The following is a 20436-nucleotide window of genomic DNA, read 5'->3' as shown; positions in this document are numbered from 1 at the left end:
ATGAAATTCTCGAATTTGATTCGCCAACACTGGGCCGCGTTCCGCGCCCTGCTCGTGTTGACGGTGATCACCGGTATCGCCTACCCGATCTTCATCTGGCTGGTGGCGCAGACACCGGGGCTGCACGACAACGCCAATGGTTCGATCATTCATGTCGACGGAAAGCCCGTCGGCAGCAGACTGATCGGCCAGTCGTTCACCGACTCCAACGGCAACCCGCTGCCGCAGTACTTCCAGAGCCGCCCCTCGGCGGCCGGTAACGGGTACGACCCGACGGCGACCGGCGCGAGCAACCTCGGGCCGGAAAGCATCGTCGACACCGCCGACAAGAAGAGCCTGCTGACCGAGGTGTGCTCGCGCAGCGCCGCGATCGGAAAGCTCGAGGGCGTGGACGGGTCACGCCCGTTCTGCACCGGTGACGGCGTCGGCGCGGTGCTGTCGGTGATCGGGCCGCGGGACGCGTCCGGCAACGTCGTTCATCCCACCCGCGTGATAAGCGTCAACGAGCCGTGCGCGACGACCCGGACGCCGTTCCTGAACTCCTATGAGGGAGCCCGCGTCGAGTGCGCTCGCGACGGTGAGGACTACTCGATCGGTCAGATCGTGCCGATCCGCGGCGCCGCCCCGGCGCAGCCGGCGGTCCCCGCGGATGCCGTTACCGCAAGTGGCAGCGGTTTGGATCCGCACATCTCGGTGGCGTACGCCGATCTGCAGATTCCACGCATCGCCAAGACCCGCGGCATCAACCAGGACCAGGTGCGCCAGGCGGTCCATGACAACCAGGACGGGCGGGTGCTCGGCTTTATGGGTGAGGCAAGCGTCAACGTGTTGCAGCTGAACATCGAACTCGACCAGAAGTACCCGGTGAAGACCTGATATTCGGGGTGGATGATGAAGGGGTGACGACTGCGGACCAGCCGGTTGCCCACAGACCGGACTACAAAAAGAAGCGCGGCGAGCTGAGAATTTACCTCGGCGCGGCGCCGGGCGTGGGCAAAACCTACGCGATGTTGGGCGAGGCGCATCGCAGGCTCGAGCGTGGCACCGACGTGGTTGGCGCTGTGGTGGAGACGCACGGCCGCAAGAAGACCGCTGATCTGCTCGAGGGCATCGAGATGGTCCCACCGCTCTGCATCGAATATCGCGGCCGCCGCTTCCCCGAGCTCGACGTGGCGGCGGTGCTGCGACGCCAACCTCAGGTTGTACTGGTCGACGAACTTGCCCACACCAATACGCCCGGCAGCAAGAACCCGAAACGCTGGCAGGACGTCGAGGAACTTCTTGACGCAGGCATCACCGTGATCTCGACGGTCAACGTGCAGCACCTCGAGAGCCTCAACGACGTCGTCACGCAGATCACCGGAATCGAGCAGCACGAGAAGGTACCCGACGAAGTCGTCCGCGCGGCCGACCAGATCGAGCTCGTCGACATCACCCCGGAGGCGTTGCAGCGCAGGCTTTCTCATGGCAACGTGTACGCGCCCGAGCGCGTCGACGCGGCGATGAGCAATTACTTCCGCAAGGGCAATTTGACCGCGCTGCGCGAGCTCGCACTGCTGTGGCTGGCCGACCAGGTCGACGCGGCGTTGGCCAAATACCGTGAAGAGAAAAAAATTACCGCCACCTGGGAGGCCCGCGAGCGTGTCGTCGTCGCGGTGACCGGCGGCCGGGAGTCGGAAACGCTGGTGCGGCGTGCCTCCCGCATCGCGTCGAAGTCGAGCGCCGAACTGATGGTGGTGCATGTCGTTCGCGGCGATGGGCTCTCGGGCGTGTCCGCGCCCCAGATGGGCAAGGTGCGCGAGCTGGCGACGAGCCTGGGCGCGACCGTGCACACCGTGGTCGGCGACGATGTGCCCACCGCGCTATTGGACTTCGCGCGCGAAATGAACGCGACTCAGCTTGTCGTCGGCACGTCGCGGCGGTCGCGCTGGGCGCGGCTGTTCGACGAGGGCATCGGCGCCGCAGTGGTCCAGCAGTCCCGCAAGATCGACGTGCACATGGTGACCCACGGGGAAGCCCGCCGGGCCTTCGGGTGGTCGCGGATCTCGCCGCGCCAACAGCACCTGGTGTCCTGGTTGGCCGCGATCGCCGTGCCGTCGGCGATCTGCGCGGTGACCGTGGCGTGGCTCGATTCTTTCATGGGCATCGGCGGCGAAAGCGCGTTGTTCTTCGTCGGCGTGCTGGTCGTGGCGCTGCTGGGCGGTGTCGCCCCGGCGGCGCTGTCGGCCTTGCTGTCCGGGCTGTTGTTGAACTACTTCCTGACCGAGCCGCGGTATACGTTCACGATCGCCGAACCCGACGCGGCGGTCACCGAATTGGTGCTTCTCGCCGTCGCCGTGGCTGTGGCCGCGTTGGTCGACGCGGCGGCCAAGCGCACCCGCGAGGCCAGGCGCGCGTCCCAAGAGGCCGAGCTGCTGGCGCTGTTCGCCGGATCGGTGTTGCGCGGCGCCGACCTCGACACCCTGCTCGAGCGGGTACGAGAAACGTATTCCCAACGCGCCGTGAGCATGTTGAGGGTCCGCGACGGTGAATCGGAGCATGGTGAGATCGTCGCGTGCGTCGGAAAAGACCCGTGCGTCAACGTCGACTCCGCCGACACCGCCATCGAAGTCGGCGACGACGAATTCTGGATGCTGATGGCGGGGCGAAAACTACCCGCGCGTGACCGCAGAGTGCTCACGCCAGTCGCGAAGCAAGCGGCCGGCCTGGTCAAACAGCGTGAGCTGGCCGAGGAGGCCAGCAAGGCCGAGGCGATCGCGCAGGCCGACGAGTTGCGTCGATCCCTGCTGTCGGCGGTCAGCCACGACCTGCGCACACCGCTGGCCGCCGCGAAGGCGGCGGTGTCGAGCCTGCGCAGCGATGATGTCGGGTTCTCCCCGGAGGACACCGCCGAACTGCTCGCGACCATCGAGGAGTCGATCGACCAGCTGACCAGTCTGGTCGGCAACCTACTCGACTCGTCGCGACTGGCCGCCGGCGTGGTGCGGCCGGAGCTGCGCCGGGTGTACCTCGAGGAGGTCGTGCCACGGGCGATCCTTGCCATCAGCAAGGGCACCGCCGGCTATCGCCGCGCCGGGTTGGACCGGGTCAAGGTTGAGGTCGGCGACGCGGTCGCGATGGCAGACGCCGGACTTCTCGAGCGGGTGCTGGCTAATCTCCTCGACAACGCGCTGCGGTACGCGCCCGACAGCGTGATCCGCGTCTATGCCGGGCGGGTCGGCGATCGGGTCCTGATCAACGTCGCCGACGAAGGCCCGGGCATCCCTCGCGGCACCGAGGAGCAGATCTTCGAGCCCTTCCAGCGGATGGGCGACCATGACAACAGAATCGGTGTGGGCCTCGGGTTGTCGGTTGCAAAAGGATTCGTCGAGGCAATGGGCGGAACCATTTCCGCCACCGACACCCCGGGGGGCGGCCTCACCGTCGTCATCGATTTGGCCGCGCCGAAGGAGGACGAGCGGCCGTGACGCGGGTGCTGGTTATCGACGACGAGCCGCAGATCTTGCGGGCATTGCGAATCAATCTGACGGTGCGTGGTTACGAGGTGACCACCGCGGCGACCGGGGCGGGCGCGCTGCGCGCGGCGGCGGAGAATCGACCGGACGTGATCGTGCTGGATCTCGGTCTGCCCGACATGTCCGGCATCGAGGTGCTCGCCGGCCTGCGCGGCTGGCTCACCGCGCCGGTGATCGTGCTGTCGGCGCGGATCGACTCCACCGACAAGGTGCAGGCGCTGGACGCCGGCGCCGACGACTACGTGACCAAACCCTTTGGCATGGACGAGTTTCTGGCCCGGCTACGCGCGGCCGTCCGGCGCGCGGCCACGACCGACGATGACGAACCGGTCATCGAAACGGCGTCCTTCACAGTGGATTTGACGGCTAAGAAGGTCACCAAGAACGGCAACGAGGTGCACCTGACGCCGACCGAGTGGGGCATGCTCGAAATGCTGGTGCGCAACCGCGGCAAGCTCGTCGGGCGAGAGGAGCTGCTCAAGGAGGTGTGGGGCCCGGCGTACGCCAAAGAGACCCATTATCTGCGGGTTTACCTCGCGCAATTGCGCCGCAAGCTCGAGGAAGACCCATCTCATCCCAAGCACCTGCTTACTGAAGCGGGTATGGGATACCGCTTCCAGGAATAACGCTCGGCGTCCGCTGCTTCCTCAGTCGTCGCGGCATTCGACGACGTCGTAGCCGTCCTCCGCGTACTGCGCCCGGATCACCTTCTTGTCGAACTTGCCCACGCTGGTGCGCGGGACCTGGTCGATGAAGGTCCACCGCTCGGGCAGCCACCAGCGGACCACCCTGTCGCGAAGATAGTTACGCAACTCGGCGGCGGTAACCTCGGCCTGCTCCTTGAGCACCACCGCGACCAGCGGCCGTTCCTGCCAGCGGTCATCGGGCACCCCGACCACCGCGGCCTCCAGCACCGCCGGGTGATCCATGATGTGGTTTTCCAGCTCCACCGAGGAAATCCATTCGCCGCCGGACTTGATTACGTCCTTCGCGCGGTCGGTCAGCGTGACGTAGCCGCGAGCATCGACCTTGCCGACGTCGCCGGTGGACAACCACCCGTCGGCGAACTTTGCGCTGTCGCGCCCGCCGTAGTAACCGCCGGTGACCCACGGACCGCGCACCTCCAACTCCCCCACCGACTTTCCGTCGTTGGGTAATACGTTGCCCTCGTCGTCGACGACACGCATTTCCACTCCGAACATCGGACGGCCCGCGGTGCGCCGCCACGTCCATTCATCCTCGCCCTTGGTGCCCTCGGGTGGCCGCGCCAGTGATGCCAGCGGCGACGTTTCGGTCATGCCCCACAACTGCATCAGCGTCACACCGAACTTGTCCTGGTATGTGCGCATCAGCGATTCGGGAACGGCCGAGCCGCCGCACAGAAGCAGCCTAAGCGACGAAATGTCGCGCGCTGGATCGGATTCCAGACAATGCAGGACGTCGTTCCAGATCGTCGGGACACCGGCGGCCAACGTCACCCGCCGCTTCTCGATCATGTCGAGGATCCGATCGCCCTGCAGATAGCGGTTGGGCAGCACGATGTCGGCGCCGGCAACCAGGGCGGCCACCGCCAGGCCCCATCCGTTGGCGTGGAACATCGGCACGCACGGCAGCACCCGATCGCGCTCGCACAGCGTCATCCCGTTGGTGCTGCACACCGCGGTGCTGTGCAGGTACGTCGATCGGTGGCTGTACACCACACCCTTCGGGTTGCCGGTGGTGCCGCTGGTGTAACACATTGCCGCCGCGGACTTTTCGTCGACATCGGGCCAGGAGTACTCGGTGCGCTCGCCGCCGAGCAGCTCCTCGTAGCGGACCACGTCCTTGCCGGCAGCAGCGAGGATGTCGATATCGCCGTCGCCGACGGCGATGACGGTGTGCACCGTCGGCATCTGTGGCAGCACGTCGGCCAGTTGGTCGGCCAGCGACAAGTCGACCAGGATGACGCGGTCCTCCGCGTCGTTGGCGACGAACGCGATCTGCTCGGCCGCCAGCCGGATGTTGAGCGTGTGCAGCACCGCACCCATACACGGCGCCGCGAAGTAGGTCTCCAGGTGTTCCTGCGTGTTCCACAAGAACGTGGCGACACGGTCGTCGCCGCTGACGCCGACGCGGCGCAGCCCGTTCGCCAGCTGTGCCGCTCGGGACCCCAACTGCCCGAACGTGATATCGCGGAAACCGCCGTCTGTCGCAGTCATCACCATCCGGTCGGCGTGAATCGTGCTGCCGTACCGCAGGATCGACGTCACGGTCAGTGGGAAATCCATCATCGTGGTCTGCATCGGTCTACCTCAGTCGTGACACAACAGGACGTCGTAGGCGCCGTCGGCGTACAGCGCGCGGATCACCTTCTTGTCGAACTTGCCGACACTGGTGCGCGGCACCTCGTCGACAAACGTCCACCGCTCCGGCAGCCACCATCGCGCCGTGCGTTCGCTCAAGAACTTGCGCAGGTCGGCCGGGGTCACCTCGACGTCCTTGTCGATGACGACCGCCGCCAGCGGCCGTTCCTGCCATCGGTCGTCGGGCACCGCCACAACACAAGCCTCCACGACGGCGGGGTGCTCCATGATGGCGTTCTCCAGCTCGACCGACGAAACCCACTCCCCGCCGGACTTGATCACGTCCTTGGCGCGGTCGGTCAGCGTGACGAAGCCGCGCGAGTCCATTCGGCCGACGTCTCCGGTACGCAGCCACCCGTCCTGGAACTTCGACGGGTCGGCGTCTTGGTAGTACGAGGCCGTCACCCATGCTCCCCGGACCTCCAGCTCCCCCACGGACTGGCCGTCGTTGGGCAGCACATTCCCGTCGTCGTCGACGATGCGAGCCTCGACGCCGCCGATCGGGCGCCCGGCAGTGTTGCGCAGTGGCCAGTATTCCTCATCGGGGATGTCCCGTGGCGGCCACGCCACGGTTGCCAGTGGGGAGGTTTCCGTCATCCCCCACGCCTGGCGGATCGGCACGCCGTAACGTTCCTCGAACTCCTTCATCAGCGCGAGCGGCACCGCCGAGCCGCCGCATGGGACAAGGCGCAGCGACGAGATGTCGCGTTCCGGGTGGTCGTGCAGGTAATGCAGGACGTCGTTCCAGATCGTCGGCACGGCCCCGGCAATCGTTGGCTTGCGCTGCTCAATCATGTCGACGAGCCGGTCGGCTTGCAGAAAGCGGTCGGGCATCAGCAGGTCGGCACCGGCCATCACCGCCGCGTACGGCAGTCCCCAGGCGTTGGCATGAAACATCGGCACGATCGGCAAGACACGATCGCCGGCCATCACGGCCACCGCGTTCGCGCCGCAGACGGATATCGAATGCAGATACGTCGATCGGTGGCTGTAGGCGACGCCCTTCGGGTTGCCGGTCGTGCCGCTGGTGTAACACATTGCCGCCGCGGACTTTTCGTCCAGCTCAGGCCAGTCGTACTCGGACGACTGGCTGCCGATGAGCTCGTCGTATCGCACCACCGTTTTCCCGGACGCGGTCAACGGGTCAAGATCACCCTGGCCGACCGCGACCACGCTGTGCACGGTCTTCAGCTGCGGCAGCACCGCACCCAGCAGCGGCCCCACCGACACGTCCGCGATGACCACCTCGTCCTCGGCCTGGTTGGCGATGAACGCGATCTGCTCGCCAGCCAGCCGGATGTTGAGGGTGTGCAGCACGGCGCCCATGCACGGGATCGCGAAGTAGGCCTCGAGGTGCTCCTGGTTGTTCCACATGAACGTGCCGACCCGCTGGTCACCGGTCACGCCGAGCTCGCGCAGACCGTGTGCCAGCCGGGCCACCCGGCCACCGAAGTCGCAGTAGCTGGTCTCGCGGTAGCCGGCGCCGGTGGCGGTGATCACCGTCCGATCGCCGTGCACTCGGGTGCCATGGCGCAGGATCCCGGTCACGGTCAACGGAAAGTCCTGCATCGTGCTGTCCATAGGCTTCCTCTTGACGTCGTTGGAGGCGTAGTTCTCCATCTTGGCCCGACGCGGGCCACAAGGCGCCAGTAATCGTGACCGCCGACTCACAGGGAGGCCACAGCAGTGCAGACCAAAGCCGTGGTGTTGTGGGGTGCCAACCGGTCGTGAGGAAGTCGGGCAGCTTGGACTCGACGGACCGAAGCCATCCCAGGCTCCGGGGCAGCCTGATCCGGTGTTAGACGCCCGCCGGCTCCATTTCGCGAACCGCAGGCGCCGGCAGCATCTCGGTCGCCATGACATCGTAGGCCGGCAACAACGTTGTAGGTGCGGCGCGCAGCGCAGTCACGACACCGGCGTCGTCGGCAACGTAGAGCCGAGCCCCGTCGGGGCTTGCCACCACGCAGGAGGCCTGCGTGCCGACCCCGATCGTGCCGACGGTCTCCATCGTCACCGTGCACACCACGGCGACGTGCTTGATGTCGACGACGTATGCCTGGGTGCCGTCCGAGCTCAGCGCCATCTGCAGCGGAAACCCGCCGATCTCGACGGTCGCCGCGATGTCGGTGGTCGCGGCGTCGACGATTGTTATCGCACCACCGCGTCGCGGGTCGCACGTGAGCGCGTACACCGTGCGACCGTCGGCTGCCACCGCGATGTCGCGAATGGGCGAACCGATCGTCACGGCCCGAACGACTTGGCCGGCGTGGGCGTCAACGATCACGAGCTTTCCGCCGTAGAGGCCGGACACCGCCGCATAGAGCCGCTGGCCGTCGGGGGCGGTCCGCACGGCGTCGACACTTATGCCGGCGCCATGCGCGAGCTCGATTGTGTCGATTTCATCGGTCGTCGTGTTGATGGCCGCGAGCTGCACGCTGTCGCGTCCGCGCGTGCTCACGTAGATGCGCTTGCCGTCCGGATCGACCGCCACGCCGATGAGGCTGTCCGTCAGCGCGTACGTCGCGATGGGTGCCTTGGTGACCATGTCGATGACGGAAACGGCGTCGTAGTTCGCCGACGCGATGCCGATATGGGCGTGCCGATCGACCACGGTGGCCTCGAACGGTTCGCCGCGAACGCCGACGGTAGCGTCGACGCTCAGAGTGTGGGTGTCGACCAGCGAAACGCTGTCGTCGCCGTAGTTCGTCACCACGAGTGTGCGGCCGCTGGTGTCGGTGGCGACGTCGGCGATCGGGCCGCGCCCAACGGCCACAGAACCGATCTTGTCGAATTTCGCCTGAGCCACACCGCTCGCGGCATCGGTCGATTCCTGGTTAACAGTTTGCATGCGTAAAGCCCTTTGCCAAATTTGCCAAACTCGTTGGTGCCTCGCGCCGCCACGGCGGTCTCCAGCACAAATCACGTCTTATCACGCCGTGTAGGCGCCGTTCGCGAACGAGTCTAGCGACGAAAATCTGGTTTTCGGGCGCACTCCTGGGCCAACCCCTCAGGTGTCGCGCGATTCTCTCAGGCGTCGCTTAGTAAGTTTTCAGAGATATTCCGGTCCCACAGATTTGGCAAGCCATCGCAGGGTCCATCACATGGCGCTATAGGAGTACTGGCAACCATGTCGCGGACCGGCAACGGACTAAGATTAGGTAATAGTCTCTTACGGTTGCCTGTGAAATTGAGCGGTAAATCACAGGATTTGGTTCAGCAAATCCTGGGACTGTCGGCGTGTCGCCGGCCGCCCAATCCACTCCGGCGTTCCCGCGCACGATTCGTCGGCGGCTTCTTGTTTGCTCGCGCAATCCAAGCAGCTGCGCCCCGAGCGCAAAGCCGTCGGGGCGCAGCGCCGGACCGCATCAGGCCGTGACCGCCTCCCGAGGTTTCGTGGCAACCGGCCGATCCTCCTCGTCGTCGACCATGGTGAGTTCGTCAAACGGGTCGTCACCACGCAGCACGGCGTTGACCCTGCTCCGGTCGACGGTCTTCGTCCACGAACCGACGAGCAGCGTCGCAACGGCGTTGCCGGAGAAGTTCGTCACCGCTCGGGCCTCGGACATGAATCGGTCGACGCCCACTATCAAGCCGACGCCGTCGAGCAGGTCGGGGCGGTGGCTCTGCAGGCCGCCGGCCAGCGTGGCCAGGCCGGCGCCGCTGACGCCGGCGGCGCCCTTGGAGGCGATGATCATGAACACCAGAAGCGAGATCTGCTCGGTCCATGACAGCGGATGTCCCATCGCGTCGGCAATGAACAGCGACGCCATCGTCAGGTAGATCGCGGTGCCGTCCAGGTTGAACGAGTAGCCGGTGGGAACAACGACGCCCACGGTGGTCTTCTCGACGCCCAGGTGCTCCATCTTGGCGATCAGCCGTGGCAGTGCCGACTCGGACGATGACGTCGCGAAGATCAGCAGATACTCGCGGGCCAGGTAGCGAACCAACCGGAAGATCGACACACCCGACACCGCGCGCAACAGCACGCCCAACACACCGAACACGAACACCACGCAAGTCAGATAAAAGCCGACCATCAGCGTCAGCAGGTTCGTCACTGCGCTCCAGCCCGTCTGCCCCACGACGTTCGCGATCGCACCGAACGCGCCGATCGGCGCTAGCCACAGCACCATGGCGAGCACCTTGAACACCAGCCTCTGCAGGTGCTGGACGCCCGCCAGGATCGGCTCGCCGGCGCTGCCGAGCGCCTGGATCGCAAACCCGATCAGCAGCGCGATGAACAGGGCCTGCAGCACGTTCCCGGAGGTCAGTGCCGAAAACATGGTGTCCGGGATCGTGTGCTGAATGAACTCGACCGTGCCGCCGGACTCATGCGCCTTCTGCGCCAATTCGGCGCCCTTGCTGGCGGCGGATTTCGATAGGTGCAGCCCGCTGCCAGGGCTGAGCAGGTTGCCGAAGACTAGCCCGATACCGAGCGCCACCGTCGACATCACCAGGAAGTAAGCAAACGCAAGGCCGCCGACCTTGCCGACGGTCGCGGCCTTCCGCACCGAGCCGATGCCCAGCACGATCGTGCAGAAGATCACCGGCACGATCATCATCTTGATCAGGCTGACGAACATCGTGCCAAGCACGCCGACCTCCTTGCCGACGGATGGCGCGACGAGGCCGACGATGACTCCGCCCACCACCGCGGCGATCACGGCGAGGTAGAGCCAGTGCGTGCGGTCGCGGCGCTTTTTCGGCGGCGGCGCATCCGCGGCGGGCGGACGGTCCAAGTTCGTGGCCATGTGAGCTTCCTCCAGTTCGACGCGAAATGTGGTCTGCAAGGATGTTCGGCGAGGACGTGAGCCAGGTCACGGTTTAGTTCATAACGTTCAGATCCCTGGGGGCGCGCGATGGCGAAATGGTGGCCCCGGTCGCTGGCAGGCCAGGCGTTCGCGCTGCAGGTCGTGGTGATTGCGATCGTGGTGCTGGCCGGCAGCGTGTTGGCGCTGTTGGACGCCCGCCGCGACGAGGATGCGGCGGCGCGCGCGCAGGTCACCGCCATCGCGACCGCGCTCGCCGATTCACCCTCGACGGCGTCGGCGATCGAATCCGGTAGGGCAACAGAGGTATTACAGCCGGTCACCGAGGCGATCCGGAAGAACACCGACATCGCGTTCATCACGATCATGGCGCCCGACGGGACTCGCTTCACTCACACCGACCGGCGTCAGATCGGCGGAAAGTACCTGGGCACCATCCAGCCGGCATTGCGCGGCGAAACGTTCAGCGAGGTTTACACGGGCACTTTGGGCCCGTCGATCCGCGCCATCGCGCCGGTACGCAATCAGCCCGGTCAGATAGTCGGGCTGGTGTCGGCCGGTATTACCACCCAGACCCTGGCGCAACACTGGCGTTCCCAATGGCCGCCGATCCTGGGGATTGCCGTTGCAGCGCTGGCTATTTCGTTCGTCGGGGTCTGGGGGATCCGGCGCAGGCTCCTGCGTCAGACCCACGGCCTGCGACCCGACGAATTGCGCGTGATGTACGAGCACCACGACGCGATCCTGCATTCGGTTTCCGAGGGGTTGATCGTTCTCGACCGCACCGGGGTGGCATTGGTAAATGACGAGGCCCGCCGGCTGCTCTCGCTGCGGCCCGGCGCCGTCGAAAAGGCCGACCTGCCGGCGTTCCTGCGCAGCTATGACCCCGGCGCCCGCGACGAGGTGCACGTCACCGAGGATCGCGTGCTGGTGGTCAACCGGTCATCCGTGCACAATCGATCGCCGGATTCGGAAGTCGTGACGATCCGCGACCGCACCGAATTGCAGGGAGCGCTTGGCGAACTCAGTTCGCTGCAGGTTCTGACCAACTCGCTGCGGTCGCAGGCCCATGAGGCCGCCAACAAGCTGCACACCGTCATCACGTTGGTGGAGATGGGCCGGGCCGATGAGGCGGTGAAGTTTGCGACGAACGAACTGGAGTTGTCTCAGCGATTGGTCGACCGGCTCTCCGATGCCGTCGGCGAGCCGGCGCTGGTCGCGCTGCTGTTGGGCAAGACCGCGCAGGCCGACGAACGCGGAATCTCATTGACCGTCACCGAGGACACGTACTTGCCCGCCGACGGCGACGACATCCCGCTGACCGCGCAGGAGATGGTCACCGTGCTCGGCAACCTGATCGACAATGCGATGGACGCGTGCGACCGCGACGACCCGTGGGTCGAAGTCACCGTGCACCAGAACGACAAGGAGCTGTTGATCCGGGTCGCGGACAGCGGAGGCGGCATGGACGCTTCGACCTTCGAGCGGGCCATGAAGCGCGGCTATTCGACAAAGGGCGACGGCACGCACCACGGACTGGGCCTGGCGCTGGTCGCGCAGGTGGTCAAGCGACACAACGGAACACTGACCGCGGACGTGACGTACGGCTCGGTCGTGACCGCGACGGTGGCCCGCCCATGATCAACGTGCTGATAGTCGAGGACGAGCCGCTGATCGCCGAGGCGCATCGCACGTATCTGGGACGGCTGGACGGCTTTTCGGTGTTGGCCGCGGTTTCCACGGCACGCGACGCGATGCGGGTGGCGACCGAGGCGGTCGGCGGGGGCACGCCGATTGACTTGGTGCTGCTGGACATCGGATTGCCCGATGCCAGCGGCATTGCGTTGGCGTCGAGGTTGTCGGGGCTGCGGCCGGCGCCGGACATCATCGCGATCACGTCGGAGCGGGACTTGGAAATGGTGCGGGCTGCGGTCGCCCACGGTGCGCTGTCGTACCTGCTGAAGCCGTTCACGTTCGCGGCGTTTCGGGACCGGTTGGAGCGCTATCGGCGCTACCGCGGCGCGCTGCCGGCCGGAACGGACGCGGCGAGCCAAGCCGAGGTCGATCGAGCCCTGGCCGAGTTGCGGATCAGCACCGACAAGTCGGTGTCGCCGAAGGGTGCGGCGCCCGGCACCACCGACGAGATCGCACGCACGGTGCGGGACAGCCACGACGGGCTGACCGCCGACCAGGTCGCCAAACAGGTTGGGGTGTCGCGGGTGACGGCGTGGCGTTACCTGGAGCGGCTCGCAGACGACGGTACGGTCAGCCGCCGAACCGATTACGGCAAGGCCGGACGACCGAAGACCCGCTATCAGTGGAACTAGCCGACGCGACCAACATTGCTATCTTTCGTTGGGTGGAAAAGGTGATCCTGCTGCTCCGCGATGCGGAGCGCGACGAGCGGTGGTGCGTGCAGCTACGGGGCAGGGCGGCCGACCAGATCCTGGACCTTGGCGTGGCGGGACTCACGATCAACGTCCGCGACGACACCGTGCGCGATTCGCTTATGACGTTGACGACGCTGGACCCGCCGGTGGTGGCGGTCATCAGCCTGTGGACGCAGCAGTCCTACGGCAAGCAGGTCAGCGACGCCATCTCGCTCCTGGGGAAGGACTGCCAGACCGTGGCCGCCTACTTGGTCACCGAATCGGTTCCGCTGGTCCCGCCTGCTTCCGAATTACGCCGACGCACAACGGGTCTGGCCAACATCGCGCTGCTGCGCCGACCGGATCACCTCGATGACGCGACGTGGCGCGAGCGCTGGCACATCGACCATACCCCGGTGGCGATCGAAACCCAGGCCACGTTCGGCTACACGCAGAACACCGTGGTGCGGGCGCTGACGCGGCACGCGCCGGCAATCGCCGGGATCGTCGAGGAACTGTTTCCGCTGGAAGCGGTTACCAGTCTGCATGCGTTCTTCGGCGCGGCCGATGGCGACGACCTACGCGAGCGGATGAACCGCATGGTGGCGAGCACGTCGGCTTTCGGCGCGAACGAGAACATCGACACCGTGCCGACGAGCCGCTATGTATTCCGCACCCCCTTCGCCTGAGCGGCCTTTCGCCGAAAGCCGTTGCGGCTAACCCGCTTTTGCTACCGTCCGGCTATGACTTCCGGCGCGGTTTCCGTTGGCGACGCCGTCAAGACGTATCGATACCTTCGGCTCGGGCTGTTCGCCTTGGTCGCCTTTCTGTTCGCGTCGATCGTCGAGACATGGATATCAGAGAAGTGTCTGCAAGGCTCGATCAGCGCATATTTCTACACGACGACACACGCCGTCTTCATTGCGTCGTTGTGCGCGATCGGGATCTGCCTGATCGTCTATCAGGGCAGCACGCCAACCGAAAACGCGCTGCTGGACTTCTCCGGCTTTCTGGCGTTCATCGTCGCGCTGGTCCCGATCAAGAACAACAGCACCTGCGGTGCCGGCCTGCCGACAAACGGAGATTGGAATGGAGCCGTCGACAACAACGTTCGAGCACTGCTTATCGCGGTGGCGATCGGGATCGGGACCTACTGGACCATCAAGATCCTTCAACCACTGAAGTCGAGCGAACCGCTAGGCGAGCCATCCGGCATCACACCGGCCGAACCTCCACCGGGCGGCGTCAGCGGATTCCTGCGATGGGGTTTGCCGACCCTGCTGCTCGTCTTCCTGATAACGGGCGTGGTGATCTTTTTTGCCTGCCCCGATCAGTTCAAAGCCAGCGCGCACGGCGTCGCGGCGAGCGTGATGTTTGTCGCGTTCATCCTGGTTGCCGTGCACTACGCGTACTACGCGGCGAAAGGAATGCACCCGAGAAGGAGTTCACCCCAGGTCGCGATGCGGTTCGCGGGTATCTACGCGGCGCTCGCGGTGATAATGGTCGTGACTCTGTTGGCAGCGATCGTGCTGCATTTCGCCGGGCATCCAAGTCACCTTCGTTTCTTCGCCGAGGCGCTACTTAGCGTCGAGTTTGCAATCTTCTGGATCGTTCAGACGTGCGACATGTGGGACATCGACACCTATCCCCCGACGCGCTGACCAACAAGTGGATACGTTTATTCGGTGATCGTGACGGGAGCGTTCTTAGCTGATCGCGCCGCATCAGTGGAAAGGAAGCTCCACGTCTGGGGCGGGGTGCTGGACCGCTGCGAAGTTGGACTCGATCGCATAGCCAGATTCGTTCTGGTCGTCCTCACTCAGACCGAAGCCTCTGATCGCCGGCAAGGGGGTCGCCTTCCCAAGGCGAAAGTGGATGTGGAGATCATTCCCCCGGCCGGCGATTCACAAACGATGCACCTGGACATTCCGGAGGCCGCCTTCGGCGGGGAGAACGGCTTCGCAACCTTTTACCTCGGCATTCGTGCACCAACCGATGGTCGGTACGTTCTTCTGGTGACCGTTGGCGCACACAACATCTCACTACCGCTGATGGTGTACGCCAGCTCTCAGGCCTATTAATGGGTCTCCGCCAACGCCCGATCCGTTGCCGGGACCTCTGTCGGTGACGTTTCCGGCAAGGCCCGAGACTCGCTGATGCCCAAGCGCTCGTGCAGCCGAACCAGCGGTCCCGGCGCCCACCAATTGGCGCGGCCGAGCACCCGCATGAATGCCGGCACCAAAAGCATGCGAACCAGCGTGGCGTCCACCAAGACGGCCAGCACTACGCCAACGCCGAGCATCCGCATTATCGACACCTGCGCAGCAGTCAGGGCCGCGAACGTGACCGCCATCAGCAAAGCCGCGGCCGTCACCACCCGCCCGGTGCGGGCCAATCCAAGCGCGACACTTTCGTTGTTGTCGGTCCGGGCCTTGCCCGATGCCAGCCAAAACTCGCGGATCCGCGAGATCAAGAACACTTCGTAATCCATCGACAGCCCAAACGCTAGGCAGAACAACAGCACCGGGACACTCGCCACCAGCGTGCCTGTGGGCGTGGTGCCGAACGCGCCGAAATGCCCGTTCTGGAAGATCCATACCAGCGCGCCGAACGCGGCGGTCAACGACAACACGTTGAGCAGCAGCGCCTTCAGCGGTAGGACAACGCTACCGGTCAGGAGGTATAGCAGCACGAAGCTAATTGCGGCCATGACCGCCAACACGATTGGTAGCCGAGATGTCACCGCGTCCGAGCTGTCACGATTGATCTGTGACCAGCCGGTCAGCTGAACGTCTCTGCCCCCGGGGGTTGCCACGGCGTGCAGTCGATCAAGTTGGGCTTCGGATGCCCGCGAGTACAGTGGCGCCTTGCTGTTGATGGTCAAGAACGCGCTGCCGTCTTTCAATCCCGTTACGGCCGAGGGTGGCCCGACCCGCGCACCGTTGATGAACGTGCCACCAGGCGACGACACCGACGACACATCGGATATCCGAGACAGGTCCCCGGCATAGCGGGCGAGTTCAGGCTGTGTCAGCCCGGTGACGTCAGGAATCACCACGATGACGTCCGTCAGGGAATTGACCTCGAAACCGGCGCGTAGCTCGCCGCCGATTTGGCGCGCCGGGGCCGTGCCCGGCAGAACCCGGTCATCGGGGTAGCCCAGTTTCAGGCCGAGGAAAGGCGCACCCAGGACGAGCAGCAGCCCGGTGACCGCCACCACAACCGGAATCGCCTGACGCATCGTGGTTTTCGTCCAGCGGTACCAGAACATCTCCTGGACCCGACGTTGCGCCGATTCTGGCTTGCCGAGCACCCGCCGGGCGAAGCGGCGCATATCCAGTGCGTCCAGCCGCCCGCCCAGCAGCACGATCGCCGCAGGTGTCACTACAACCGCGGCGGCGGCCGTGAGCGCGACCACCGCGATGCCCGCGTACGCGAATGACTTCAGGAAGTACATCGGAAACAGCACCATCGCCGACATCGACAACGCCACCGTCACCGCGGAGAACAACACGGTCCGCCCCGCGGTGGCCATCGTGCGCACCAGCGCCTCCTCTCGGCCGGCACCGTTGGCAAGTTCGTCCCGGAACCGGCTGATGATCAACAGCGTGTAGTCCACGGCCAACGCCAGTCCCAACGCGAGGGCCAGATTTAGCGAAAAGACAGAGACTTCAGTCGTATACGTGATCACGCGTAGCACAGCCATCGAACCGAGTATCGCGAAGATGCCCACCGCCAGCGGCAGCGCCGCAGCGAGCAGCCCGCCGAATACCCAGACCAGCACCAGGAAGCTCAACGGAAGCGACAGGGCTTCCATCAGGAGCAGGTCTTTCTTGGTTTGGTCGATGATCTGCACGTAGGTCATGGCCTCGCCGCCCGCTGTGACCGTCACACCGTTGAAGGCGGGCAGGTGTTTGGTGAGCTCCTGCGCGTGGTTCTGGGCGCCGGTCTCACCGCCGGTGATACCGATGACGATCAGGCCGGTCTTGCCGTCCTTGCTGATCAGCGTGGGCGCGACCTGCGCCGCCACTGTCCACGCCGATTTCACTTCGGTGACGTACGGGCGGCTCTCCGCCATCGCGACGAGTTCAGCACCCGCGGAACGTGCGGCCTCGCTGCGCGCGCCGGCATCGGAAGTGACGGCGAGGATCAGCTGCATGTCGCCCCGATCGAATTTGTCCGACAGCAGCCGCGACGCGTGCCACGACTCCGACGTCGGGTCTTGGAAACCCCCGGCGGACAAGCTCTTGGTCACCGGTATGCCGAAGATCGCGCTGGTGACCATGATCAGTAATGCAACGGCGATGACTGTCCGCGGTGCGGCGATCGCCAGTCTGGTGATTGCTTGCAGCACGAGATGTCCTCCCGACTCTCCGATGGGTGGTGGTTAATACCGGCCGTTCGAGGCGACCGAGATCGGTTGCGGCGCGCCGTTGGAACGGCGGCCGACGTACCCGTTCTCCTCGGTGATCCCGATCGGGTTGCCGACCGCGACCGTGTGCCCGTTCCTCCGTGGCGACTCCGCGTCCGTCGGCATCACCATCGTGATTGGCTGTCGAGGCGCCGTCTCGGCGCACCGATACCTGCCGTCGGCAGGAGCTGCTACTCCGAATCTGGCCCAGACGTCGTCGGGCAGCGTCGGCGCCTGGACGTCCACACCGACCGCCATCCGCACAACGTCTTGCGGCGCGATCGTGCCGGACCGCGAACGGAAGATCACCTTGACATGGGCGGTCGCGACCGTGCGCGCGGGCATCGCGTGGCTACGAAACGTCTGTCGCATATAGAACCATCGGTTGTTCCATGACAGAACCTGCGTTCCGATCTCAAACCGCTCAAACGGCTTGAGCGACCGATGAAAGTCGACCTGCGCCGCCCCGACCGGGATGACCCAACGATTTTTGAAAGCCTCGGTCAGAAGACCCATGGATGCGAGATAGTCCACCCGCGCGAAGTCCATCAGCAACAGGTAACGGCTGTTGTTCATGTGCCCGAACATGTCGAGATCTCCGGGCATCACCCGCCACCGCGTCACCGTCTCCGCATGCGGATTGTCGGCGCTTGGCCTGGCGCCCCCGTGCTGACCGCCGCCCTTGCGCGTCGCCGCAACGACGACCTTGAGCAGACGGATTGAGGGCCTCATCGGTCGCCCAGTTCGGTGTGTGTGGCTCGCATGAGCGCAACGTACGGACGGCCGACTAATTGACACACGCGTAGACAACTACCTGTGTTCGGGCTCACTCGACATGAGCTGGCCGACCATGCGTACTTGAGTCCCGGAGGCTGGCCGTCATGAGCGATCGGTTGACCCGGACACTCGACATGCCGACGCAGGAGGACGCGGCCGAATCGGGTGCTAGGTGTTTGCGACCCACTACTCCGGCGGCTGATCGGCCGACGCGGCAGCCCGCGACTAGGGTGTGGGCGGATGCGGCACGATTGTCGGTGGCGCCGCCGGGTCGGGGGGCGGATCGAAGTACCCGGGCGGTGGTGGCCCGCTCTTCGAGTAGTACCCAGGCGGTAGGGCCGGCGCGCCCTGCGGGGGCCCCGTTGGCAACGCGGCAGTCTCGGACCCCGGCGCGTTCGTCGAGATGTATCCGGGCGGCAGCGGCGGCGCCGGACCCGCGCCCGGCGGCACGGTCGCGAGGGGCATCTCGCCGGGCGGCGTGCTGGTGAATCCGTAGGGGTCGTGGGCCTGGTGCCAAGCATCCCTGAGGAAGCCCAACGGCCCCGGACGACTCCCCTGCCCGTACCCGGGGTTCGGGATCTCTGGCACCGGCGGTGCGCCTGCGGGTGGGGGTGGCGCGGGCGCCACCGGCGCGCCCGCAGCCTCCACGACGGGCTGCCCAGGTGCCGGGGGAGTCGCCCCTGGATTCCCAGGCACCGGCGTCGGATAGGCCGGCACCTCGGGGTCCGCGTTTGCGTGTCCTGCCAGAGCCAGCGCACCCAAGCTGACGGCCACACCCGCCAGTGCCAGCCGGACGGCATTGGTGGTCGGCGAGGTGGCGCGGGTGCGCTGACGTCCGGTCATGAGTGTCGAGGTTAGCGCCTTCCCACAGGATGCGAGATGTCACGTGCGAAGTCCGTGAAATCCTTTGGCGGCCTGGCCAGAGCCCGCTGCACGCCGTCGGCGAGTGAGTGTGTTAGCCAGCATTCAGCGAATCGGAGGGTTGTCATGGGCCTGCTGGACGGTGTAGCCCGCCGTGTGTAGCGAGCAAGTTGCCTCGACAAGCTAGCCGGCTAGCAGCTCAACCGCGGCTCGGCCCGTCATCCCTGACTTTGGGTGACGGGCGGAACCCATTTCAGTCTGTTTGGCGGTCGAGGTCGTTAAGGCTGACGTGGGCGACGTCGGCCGGGGAGTACTTCTCCGGGTTCTCTATCTTGTCGAGTTCCCGCGCCAGCTCGGCGTGTTTGCGAAAGCAGTAGTCGTACCAGGCTTGCTCTACTGTCGCTTCGAAGCTGTCTTGCTTGAGGTCATCGAGTTTGTTCTGCGTGTGCGCGGCCTCCCCGTGCCACATATCCATCTCGCGCGTAAGCAGGTAACGCTGGTCTGCTCCCTCGGTAGCCATAGTTAACTTGTACCGCTGTGGGCGTGGCAGGTCTAGCGTTGATCTATCCCGCTGTCGGTGAGCTGGTTCGCTGCATCGACGGCTCATGGATGGTCCGCTTGCCGCAACATTGCCCGCGGGGACACCCGCGACAACCGGGAAGAACACTAGTCGGCACCATCCCGTGCTCCTGCGGTCAACGGCATATGACATGGCGCTGCGACTGCGGTGCTGTGACCTACGGGCGGCACTCACCACGAGCTGCAGCTTGCTTCACGGGCCCGCGAAAATCCGCAGCTAGCCGGGCACTCGGCTTGTGCGCGGCGGTTCGACCCCGCTAGCGCGGGAGGTTGAGTTGTGGGTGCGGCTGCAGCATGACCCCATTCACGCCTTGCATGGTCCCGGACAGCCTGTGAAGCTCAGCGGCCAAGGGCCGGCGGTCTCCTCGACCGACATTTGCTGGATCGGTTTGAGGTGCCGACCTAGGGGTATCAGTAACGCTGGCGACGGTCGTCGCCCCCGCAGTTACACACCGCTGACTGATCGGGCACGTATCTGTCACTCGTGACTCATCTGGATAGGAGCTGCGCCATGCGCACATTCTTTGCCGTCATCTGCACCGTTCTAGGCTTGACGTTCGGTGGTGTTGGCGTGGCCAATGCAACAACCGTTCCCGCTGCGCCGAGCGCACCCGCCACCACAACCTTGGCGGACAACGACAACACCAACAACGATAATGACAGCGGGAAATATGGGTTGTTCGGCTTGGTCGGCCTGCTCGGTTTGGGCGGACTGCTGGGGCTTCGGCGGCGCAACGATGCCGACCGCGGACTCGGCGCGGGCACAGGAACGATAGGCGCCGGTGGAAACGTGCCGCCGCGCGTCTAAAAACC

17 protein-coding genes are annotated in these 20436 nt (G+C 65.4%); 9 read left to right on the top strand and 8 right to left on the bottom strand.

Annotated features, from left to right (window positions below):
- From VE759_RS03720 to VE759_RS03710, 3 genes are read left to right on the top strand one after another with little or no spacing between them, the layout of a single operon-like run.
- Nucleotides 1-876 (top strand): potassium-transporting ATPase subunit C, encoded by an 876-nt coding sequence (locus VE759_RS03720; RefSeq protein ID WP_324928356.1) that lies wholly within the window; start codon nucleotides 1-3, stop codon nucleotides 874-876.
- 23 nt (nucleotides 877-899) lie between these two features.
- Nucleotides 900-3467 carry a sensor histidine kinase KdpD gene (locus VE759_RS03715; protein ID WP_324928354.1) on the top strand — a complete coding sequence of 856 codons (2568 nt, stop codon included), beginning with the start codon at nucleotides 900-902 and terminating at the stop codon, nucleotides 3465-3467.
- On the top strand, nucleotides 3464-4141 hold the full coding sequence (locus tag VE759_RS03710; RefSeq protein ID WP_324928353.1) for a response regulator: 678 nt from the start codon (nucleotides 3464-3466) through the stop codon (nucleotides 4139-4141). Before VE759_RS03715 ends, VE759_RS03710 begins: the two co-directional genes overlap by 4 nt.
- Nucleotides 4142-4162: 21 nt before the next feature.
- Here VE759_RS03710 and VE759_RS03705 read toward each other — a convergent pair whose 3' ends face one another.
- From VE759_RS03705 to VE759_RS03690, 4 genes are all read right to left on the bottom strand, one after another.
- Entirely contained in the window at nucleotides 4163-5797 is a 1635-nt protein-coding gene (locus tag VE759_RS03705; RefSeq protein ID WP_324928351.1) for a fatty acid--CoA ligase, read from the bottom strand.
- Between the two features lie 9 nt (nucleotides 5798-5806).
- Entirely contained in the window at nucleotides 5807-7438 is a 1632-nt protein-coding gene (locus VE759_RS03700; RefSeq protein WP_324928349.1) for a fatty acid--CoA ligase, read from the bottom strand.
- Nucleotides 7439-7655: 217 nt separating this feature from the next.
- A complete protein-coding gene (locus VE759_RS03695) occupies nucleotides 7656-8705 on the bottom strand; it encodes a YncE family protein (RefSeq protein WP_324928347.1) in 1050 nt (349 codons plus the stop codon).
- Nucleotides 8706-9222: 517 nt separating this feature from the next.
- Nucleotides 9223-10608 carry a cation:dicarboxylate symporter family transporter gene (locus VE759_RS03690; RefSeq protein ID WP_324928345.1) on the bottom strand — a complete coding sequence of 462 codons (1386 nt, stop codon included), beginning with the start codon at nucleotides 10606-10608 and terminating at the stop codon, nucleotides 9223-9225.
- A gap of 108 nt (nucleotides 10609-10716) precedes the next feature.
- Here VE759_RS03690 and VE759_RS03685 point away from each other — a divergent pair, with 108 nt between their 5' ends.
- From VE759_RS03685 to VE759_RS03665, 5 genes are read left to right on the top strand one after another with little or no spacing between them, the layout of a single operon-like run.
- The gene (locus VE759_RS03685; protein WP_324928343.1) at nucleotides 10717-12267 is read left to right on the top strand and encodes a sensor histidine kinase; all 1551 of its coding nucleotides are present in this window, start codon (nucleotides 10717-10719) and stop codon (nucleotides 12265-12267) included.
- Entirely contained in the window at nucleotides 12264-12953 is a 690-nt protein-coding gene (locus VE759_RS03680; RefSeq protein ID WP_324928341.1) for a response regulator, read from the top strand. The genes VE759_RS03685 and VE759_RS03680 overlap by 4 nt, the downstream gene beginning before the upstream one ends.
- 32 nt (nucleotides 12954-12985) lie before the next feature.
- On the top strand, nucleotides 12986-13684 hold the full coding sequence (locus tag VE759_RS03675; RefSeq protein WP_324928339.1) for a hypothetical protein: 699 nt from the start codon (nucleotides 12986-12988) through the stop codon (nucleotides 13682-13684).
- A 54-nt stretch (nucleotides 13685-13738) separates the two neighbouring features.
- Complete coding sequence (locus VE759_RS03670) at nucleotides 13739-14656, top strand: diphosphate--fructose-6-phosphate 1-phosphotransferase (protein WP_324928337.1); 918 nt, start codon at nucleotides 13739-13741, stop codon at nucleotides 14654-14656.
- 24 nt (nucleotides 14657-14680) lie between these two features.
- Nucleotides 14681-15076, top strand: a complete 396-nt coding sequence (locus tag VE759_RS03665) for a hypothetical protein (protein ID WP_324928335.1) — start codon at nucleotides 14681-14683, stop codon at nucleotides 15074-15076.
- Here the strand turns inward: VE759_RS03665 and VE759_RS03660 are convergent.
- From VE759_RS03660 to VE759_RS03645, 4 genes are all read right to left on the bottom strand, one after another.
- On the bottom strand, nucleotides 15073-17349 hold the full coding sequence (locus VE759_RS03660; RefSeq protein WP_324928333.1) for an MMPL family transporter: 2277 nt from the start codon (nucleotides 17347-17349) through the stop codon (nucleotides 15073-15075). The genes VE759_RS03665 and VE759_RS03660 overlap by 4 nt on opposite strands.
- A 33-nt stretch (nucleotides 17350-17382) precedes the next feature.
- Nucleotides 17383-18138 carry an acyl-CoA thioesterase gene (locus tag VE759_RS03655; protein WP_324928331.1) on the bottom strand — a complete coding sequence of 252 codons (756 nt, stop codon included), beginning with the start codon at nucleotides 18136-18138 and terminating at the stop codon, nucleotides 17383-17385.
- 270 nt (nucleotides 18139-18408) lie between these two features.
- Nucleotides 18409-19026, bottom strand: coding sequence for a hypothetical protein (locus VE759_RS03650; protein ID WP_324928329.1), 618 nt, complete (start codon nucleotides 19024-19026; stop codon nucleotides 18409-18411).
- 271 nt (nucleotides 19027-19297) lie between these two features.
- Entirely contained in the window at nucleotides 19298-19564 is a 267-nt protein-coding gene (locus tag VE759_RS03645; protein ID WP_324928327.1) for a hypothetical protein, read from the bottom strand.
- Nucleotides 19565-20134: 570 nt separating this feature from the next.
- Here VE759_RS03645 and VE759_RS03640 point away from each other — a divergent pair.
- Complete coding sequence (locus tag VE759_RS03640) at nucleotides 20135-20431, top strand: LPXTG cell wall anchor domain-containing protein (protein WP_324928325.1); 297 nt, start codon at nucleotides 20135-20137, stop codon at nucleotides 20429-20431.
- The last annotated feature ends 5 nt before the right edge of the window (nucleotides 20432-20436 follow it).

This window comes from Mycobacterium sp., assembly GCF_035640695.1.
Lineage (GTDB): Bacteria > Actinomycetota > Actinomycetes > Mycobacteriales > Mycobacteriaceae > Mycobacterium.
The sequence above is the reverse complement of the archived record's forward strand: the minus strand, read 5'-3'. Positions and strand labels throughout refer to the sequence as shown.

What these genes read in the sequence shown, in the direction of transcription:
- VE759_RS03695 (WP_324928347.1), bottom strand. Translation starts at nt 8,705, where the DNA reads ATGCAAACTGTTAACCAGGAATCGACCGATGCCGCGAGCGGTGTGGCT.
- VE759_RS03670 (WP_324928337.1), top strand. Translation starts at nt 13,739, where the DNA reads ATGACTTCCGGCGCGGTTTCCGTTGGCGACGCCGTCAAGACGTATCGA.
- VE759_RS03705 (WP_324928351.1), bottom strand. Translation starts at nt 5,797, where the DNA reads ATGCAGACCACGATGATGGATTTCCCACTGACCGTGACGTCGATCCTG.
- VE759_RS03700 (WP_324928349.1), bottom strand. Translation starts at nt 7,438, where the DNA reads ATGGACAGCACGATGCAGGACTTTCCGTTGACCGTGACCGGGATCCTG.
- VE759_RS03645 (WP_324928327.1), bottom strand. Translation starts at nt 19,564, where the DNA reads ATGGCTACCGAGGGAGCAGACCAGCGTTACCTGCTTACGCGCGAGATG.
- VE759_RS03650 (WP_324928329.1), bottom strand. Translation starts at nt 19,026, where the DNA reads ATGACCGGACGTCAGCGCACCCGCGCCACCTCGCCGACCACCAATGCC.
- VE759_RS03680 (WP_324928341.1), top strand. Translation starts at nt 12,264, where the DNA reads ATGATCAACGTGCTGATAGTCGAGGACGAGCCGCTGATCGCCGAGGCG.
- VE759_RS03720 (WP_324928356.1), top strand. Translation starts at nt 1, where the DNA reads ATGAAATTCTCGAATTTGATTCGCCAACACTGGGCCGCGTTCCGCGCC.
- VE759_RS03685 (WP_324928343.1), top strand. Translation starts at nt 10,717, where the DNA reads ATGGCGAAATGGTGGCCCCGGTCGCTGGCAGGCCAGGCGTTCGCGCTG.
- VE759_RS03690 (WP_324928345.1), bottom strand. Translation starts at nt 10,608, where the DNA reads ATGGCCACGAACTTGGACCGTCCGCCCGCCGCGGATGCGCCGCCGCCG.
- VE759_RS03640 (WP_324928325.1), top strand. Translation starts at nt 20,135, where the DNA reads ATGCGCACATTCTTTGCCGTCATCTGCACCGTTCTAGGCTTGACGTTC.
- VE759_RS03655 (WP_324928331.1), bottom strand. Translation starts at nt 18,138, where the DNA reads ATGAGGCCCTCAATCCGTCTGCTCAAGGTCGTCGTTGCGGCGACGCGC.